Raw genomic sequence first — 5614 nt, 5'->3', positions numbered from 1 at the left:
CAACGACGACCAGGTGAAGATCCGCGGCGTGCGCATCGAGTTGGGCGAGATCGAGAACTGCCTCAACCACCTGCCGGGGATCCAGGAGGCGGTGCTGCTGGCCCGGGAGGATGAACCCGGCCAAGTGCGCCTGGTGGCGTACTTCACCGCCCAGGCACAAGTCGAGCCGCTGGAGGTGGGCGAACTGCGCACGCACCTGCTGAGCCAACTGCCGGAATACATGGTGCCGTCGGCGTTCGTCCGGCTCGACGCGTTGCCGCTGACCGCCAACGGCAAGCTCGACCGCAAGGCCTTGCCCAAACCCGAGCGCAGCGCGTTGTTCACCCGCGAGTACGAGGTGCCGCAGGGCGAGCTGGAGAACGCATTGGCGCAGGTCTGGGCCGAGGTGCTGCAAGTGGAAAGGGTGGGGCGCCACGACCACTTCTTCGAACTGGGCGGGCATTCGCTGCTGGCGATGCGCATGGTGTCCCAGGTGCGTCAGCGGCTGGGCGTGGAGTTGGCACTGAGCGACCTGTTCGCCAACGCCGAACTGGCCGCCGTGGCCGAGGTGCTGTCCCGTTCGGGCCGCAGCACGCTGCCGGACATCGTGCCGGCGCCGCGCGACCAGGCGCTGCCGCTGTCGTTCGCCCAGCAGCGGTTGTGGTTCCTGTCGCAGATGGAAGGGGCCAACACGGCGTACAACATCCCGATCGCCCTGCGCCTGCGCGGGCGCCTCGACGAAGACGCGCTGCAGCGCTCATTGGCGCGGATTGTCGCCCGCCACGAAACCCTGCGCAGCCGCTTCGCCCAGTTCAATGACGAAGCCGAGGTGCTGATCGCCCCGGTGGACAGCGGCTTGCCGTTGCAGGCTGAAGACCTGCGCCGCCACCCGCAGGCCGAAGACGCGTTGCTGGCGTTGATCGAGGGCGAAGCGTCGGCCCCGTTCGACCTGGAGGGCGATCCGCTGATCCGCGGACGGCTGGTGCGCATGGCCGATGATCACCACGTCTTGCTGCTGACCTTGCACCACATCGTCACCGACGGTTGGTCCATGGGCGTGCTGACCCGCGAGCTGATGGCGCTTTACCAGGCCTTCAGCCACGGCGAGCCCGATCCGCTGCCGCCGCTGGCCTTGCAGTACACCGACTACGCCGTGTGGCAACGCCGCTGGCTCAGCGGCGAGGTGCTGCAACGCCAGAGCGACTACTGGCGCCAGACCCTGAGCGGCGCGCCGGCTTTGCTGGCCTTGCCCACCGACCGGCCGCGGCCGGCGCAGCAGGACTACGCCGGCCGCCAGATCGAAATCACCTTGGATGAACGCCTGACCGCCGGCCTCAACGCGTTGTGCCAGCGCCACGGCGTGACGCTGTACATGGCTCTGACGGGCGCGTGGGCGATGCTGATGGCGCGCCTGTCCGGCCAAGCGGACGTGGTGATCGGCTCGCCGGTGGCCAACCGTGGCCGGGCCGAGATCGAAGGCCTGATCGGCATGTTCGTCAACACCCTGGCGCTGCGCATCGACACCTCGGGCGAGCTGAGCACCGAAGCGCTGCTGGCCCAGGTCAAGGCCCGCACGCTGGAAGCCCAGGCCCACCAGGACCTGCCGTTCGAGCAAGTGGTGGACATCGTCAAGCCGGAGCGCAGCCTGGCCCACAGCCCGTTGTTCCAGACCCTGTTCAGTTGGGAGAGCCGTCAGGGCGAACGCCTGGTCCTCGACAACCTGGCGCTCGAAGGCGTCGCCGAGCCCAGCCACTTCGCCAAGTTCGACCTGTCGCTGACCCTGCGCGAGGCGCAAGGCGAGCTTCGCGGCACGCTGGAGTACGCCACGGCGTTGTTCGACGAAGCGACGGTCGTGCGTTACTTCGGTTACCTGCAGCGGCTGCTGCAAGCGATGGCCAGTGATGACCACGCGGTGCTGGAGCAGGTGCCGATGCTGGCGGAAGACGAACGGCAGGCGTTGCTGTTCGATCTCAACGCCACCGACGTCGACTACGACCTGCAACAGACGATCCATGGCCTGTTCGAGGCCCAGGCCTTGCGCACGCCGCAGGCCGTGGCGGTCAAGAGCGGCGACTGTTCCTTGAGCTACGCCGAGCTGAACCGCCAGGCCAACCGCCTGGCCCGTCACTTGCGCGGCTTGGGCGTGGGCCCGGATGCGCGGGTGGGGATCTGCGTCGAGCGCAGCCCGGAGATGGTGGTGGGCCTGCTGGCGATCCTCAAGGCCGGCGGCGGCTACGTGCCGTTGGACCCGGCCTACCCGGCGGAACGCCTGGCCTACATGCTGGACGACAGCGCCCCGCTGGCGGTGCTGGTGCACGGCGCGACCCGCAGTGTGCTCGGGGAATCCGCCGCCCAGGTGGTCGACCTCGACGAAGCGGTTTGGGCATCGCAACCTGCCGACAACCTGCCGGCGCAGGGCCTGACCCCGCAGCACATGGCCTACGTGATCTACACCTCCGGCTCCACCGGCCAACCCAAGGGCGTGATCAACGAGCATTCCGGTGTGGTCAACCGCCTGCTGTGGATGCAGGACGCCTACCGCCTGAGCGCCGAGGACACGGTGCTGCAAAAGACCCCGTTCAGCTTCGACGTGTCGGTGTGGGAGTTCTTCTGGCCGCTGATGACCGGGGCGCGGCTGGTCATGGCCCGGCCCGAGGGCCACAAGGATCCGCAGTACCTGAGCGACATCATCGCGGCGGAACGCGTCACCACGCTGCACTTCGTGCCGTCGATGCTCGACGTGTTCCTCGCCCATGGCGACACCGCCCGCTGCGCCGGCCTGCGTCAGGTGATGTGCAGCGGCGAGGCGCTGCCGGGCAGCCTGGTGCGGCGCTTCAAGCAGCAGTTGCCGGGCATCGGCCTGCACAACCTGTACGGCCCGACCGAAGCGGCGGTGGACGTCACCGCGTGGGACTGCGCGGGCCCCCTCGACACCACGCCGGACAACACCCCCATCGGCAAACCGATCGCCAACACCCGGATGTACATCCTCGACGGGCAACGGCAACCGGTGCCGCTGGGCGTGGTCGGCGAGCTGTACATCGGCGGCGTGCAAGTGGCGCGGGGTTACCTCAACCGTGCGCCGCTCAGCGCCGAACGGTTCCTGGAGGATCCGTTCCGGCCGCAGGGCCGGATGTACCGCACCGGCGACGTCGCCCGCTGGCTGGCCGACGGCAACATCGAATACCTGGGCCGCAACGACGACCAGGTGAAGATCCGCGGCCTGCGCATCGAGCTGGGCGAGATCCAGTCGCGCCTGAGCGCCCTGGACGGCGTGCAGGAAGCGGCGGTGCTGGCCCGGGAGGACGTGCCGGGGGACAAGCGGCTGGTGGCGTACTACACCGGCACAGCGCAATCGGTGGAGGACCTGCGCACACGGCTGCTCGAACACCTGCCGGACTACATGGTGCCGGCGCTGTTCGTGCACCTGAACGCCTGGCCGCTGAGCCCCAACGGCAAGCTCGACCGCAAGGCATTGCCGGCGCCGGATCAGGCTGCGGCGAGCGTGCGCCAGTACGAGGCCCCGGTCGGCGAGACGGAAATCACCCTTGCGCAACTGTGGTGCGAGCTGCTCAACGTCGAGCGGGTCGGGCGTCATGACCATTTCTTCGAACTGGGCGGGCACTCGCTGCTGGCGGTCAATCTGGTCGCCCGCATGCGCCGCGCCGGCCTGACGGCAGACGTGCGCGTGCTGTTCAACCAGCCGACCCTCGCCGCACTGGCGGCCGCCGTCGGCGGGGCGCCGGAAGCCGAAGTGCCGGCCAACCGCATCGCGCCGGACTGCCGGCGGATCACGCCTGAGCTGTTGCCGCTGGTTGCGCTGGAGCAGGCCGACATCGACCGCATCGTCGCCGGCATCCCTGGCGGCGCGGCCAACGTGCAGGACATTTACCCGCTGGCGCCGTTGCAGGCCGGGATCCTGTTCCATCACCTGACGGCCACCGAGGGCGATCCGTACGTGCTGCAGGCGCAGTTCGCCTTCGCCGACGAGCAGCGTCTGAACGCGTTCGCCGAGGCCTTGCAGCATGTGATCGACCGTCACGACATCCTGCGCACCTCGTTCTACTACGAAGGGCTGGACGAACCGGTGCAGGTGGTCTGGCGCCAGGCGTCGCTGGTGAGCGAAACGCTGGAGCTGGACGCGGAGGCGGGGGACGCGCTGACGCAGTTGCGCGCGCGGTTCAATGTCCGGCATTACCGCATGGCCGTGGATCAGGCACCGTTGCTGCGTGTGGTGCATGCCTGGGATGCGGACAACCGGCGCGTGGTGGCGCTGCTGCTGTTCCATCACCTGGTGATGGATCACGTAGCGCTTGAGGTGCTGCAACACGAGATGAACGCCGTGCTGCTCGGTCACGAGCAGCGCTTGGCGGAACCGGTGCCGTACCGCAACCACGTGGCCCGCGCGCATTCGGGCCTCGACGACCGGGCGCACGAGGCGTTCTTCCGGGCGATGCTTGGCGATGTCGAGGAAGCGACCGTGCCCTATGGCCGCCATGCCGCCCAGGGCGGCGAGACGGCGCGGGCGCACCTGACGCTGGACAATCCGCTCAGCCGTACGCTGCGGCGCCAGGCCCGACGCCTGGGCATCAGCGTCGCCAGCCTGATGCACCTGGCCTGGGCTCAGGTGCTGGGGCAACTGGCGGGCCGCGACGACGTGGTATTTGGCACCGTCCTGCTCGGCCGCCTGCACGGCGGCGAGGGTGTCGAGCGCTCGCCGGGGGTGTTCGTCAATACCTTGCCGCTGCGCATCGGCCTGACCGGGCAAACCGTGAAGGCCGCCGCGCTGGCCGTCCAGCAACGCTTGAACCAACTGCTGGAGCATGAACACGTGCAACTGGCGCTGGTGCAGCATTGCAGCGCCATGGCGCCGGGCACGCCGCTGTTCGGCACGTTGCTCAATTACCGCCACAGCGCACCGCAGGGTGCAGCCTCCGCCGAGGCGGAGCGCGCCTGGCAGGGCATGCGATTGCTGGAGGCCGAGGAACACACCAACTATCCCGTGACCCTCAGCGTCGATGACCTGGGCGAGGATTTCAGCCTGACGGCGTTGACCGGGGCGGGGATCGAGGCCCGGCGGATCTGCGGATACATGCACGGCGCGCTGGAGCGCCTGGCGCTTGCGTTGGAGCAGTCGCCGAACCTGCCGATCGATCAACTGACGATCCTGACGGCGGCGGAACGCGAGCAAGTGCTGCACGGCTTCAACGCCAGCGCCGCCGCCTACCCGCAAGGCCTCACCACCCAGCAACGCTTCGAAGCCCAGGCCGAACAGCGGCCCGACGCCGTGGCCGCCGCGTTCCTCGGCGAACAGCTGACCTACGCCGACCTCAATCGCCGCGCCAACGCCCTGGCCCGGCACCTGACCGGGCTGGGCGTGCGCCCCGACGACCGCGTCGCCATCGTCGCCCGCCGCGGGCTGGACACCTTGGTCGGCCTGGTGGCGATCCTCAAGGCCGGCGCCGGCTACGTGCCGGTGGATCCGGCGCACCCGGCCGAGCGCCTGGAGTACCTGCTCAGCGACAGCGCCCCGGTGGCGGTGCTGACCCAAAGCGGTTTGCGCGAGCGGTTGCCGGCGCTGGCGGTGCCGGTGCTCGACCTCGACCTCCAACAATGGCCGGCGGACGACACCGGC

General features: G+C 69.1%; 1 protein-coding gene. It reads left to right on the top strand.

All coding sequences use genetic code 11. The features are described from left to right. Positions 1-5614, top strand: a 5614-nt coding sequence (locus tag CAG33_RS27925) for an amino acid adenylation domain-containing protein (protein WP_139835923.1), incomplete at both ends; no start/stop codon positions are given.

The sequence above is a fragment of the Pseudomonas sp. B3(2017) genome, from assembly GCF_002113595.1.
In the GTDB taxonomy this organism is placed as follows: Bacteria; Pseudomonadota; Gammaproteobacteria; order Pseudomonadales; family Pseudomonadaceae; genus Aquipseudomonas; species Aquipseudomonas ekonensis.
This window is presented reverse-complemented; position numbering and strand designations above follow the sequence as displayed.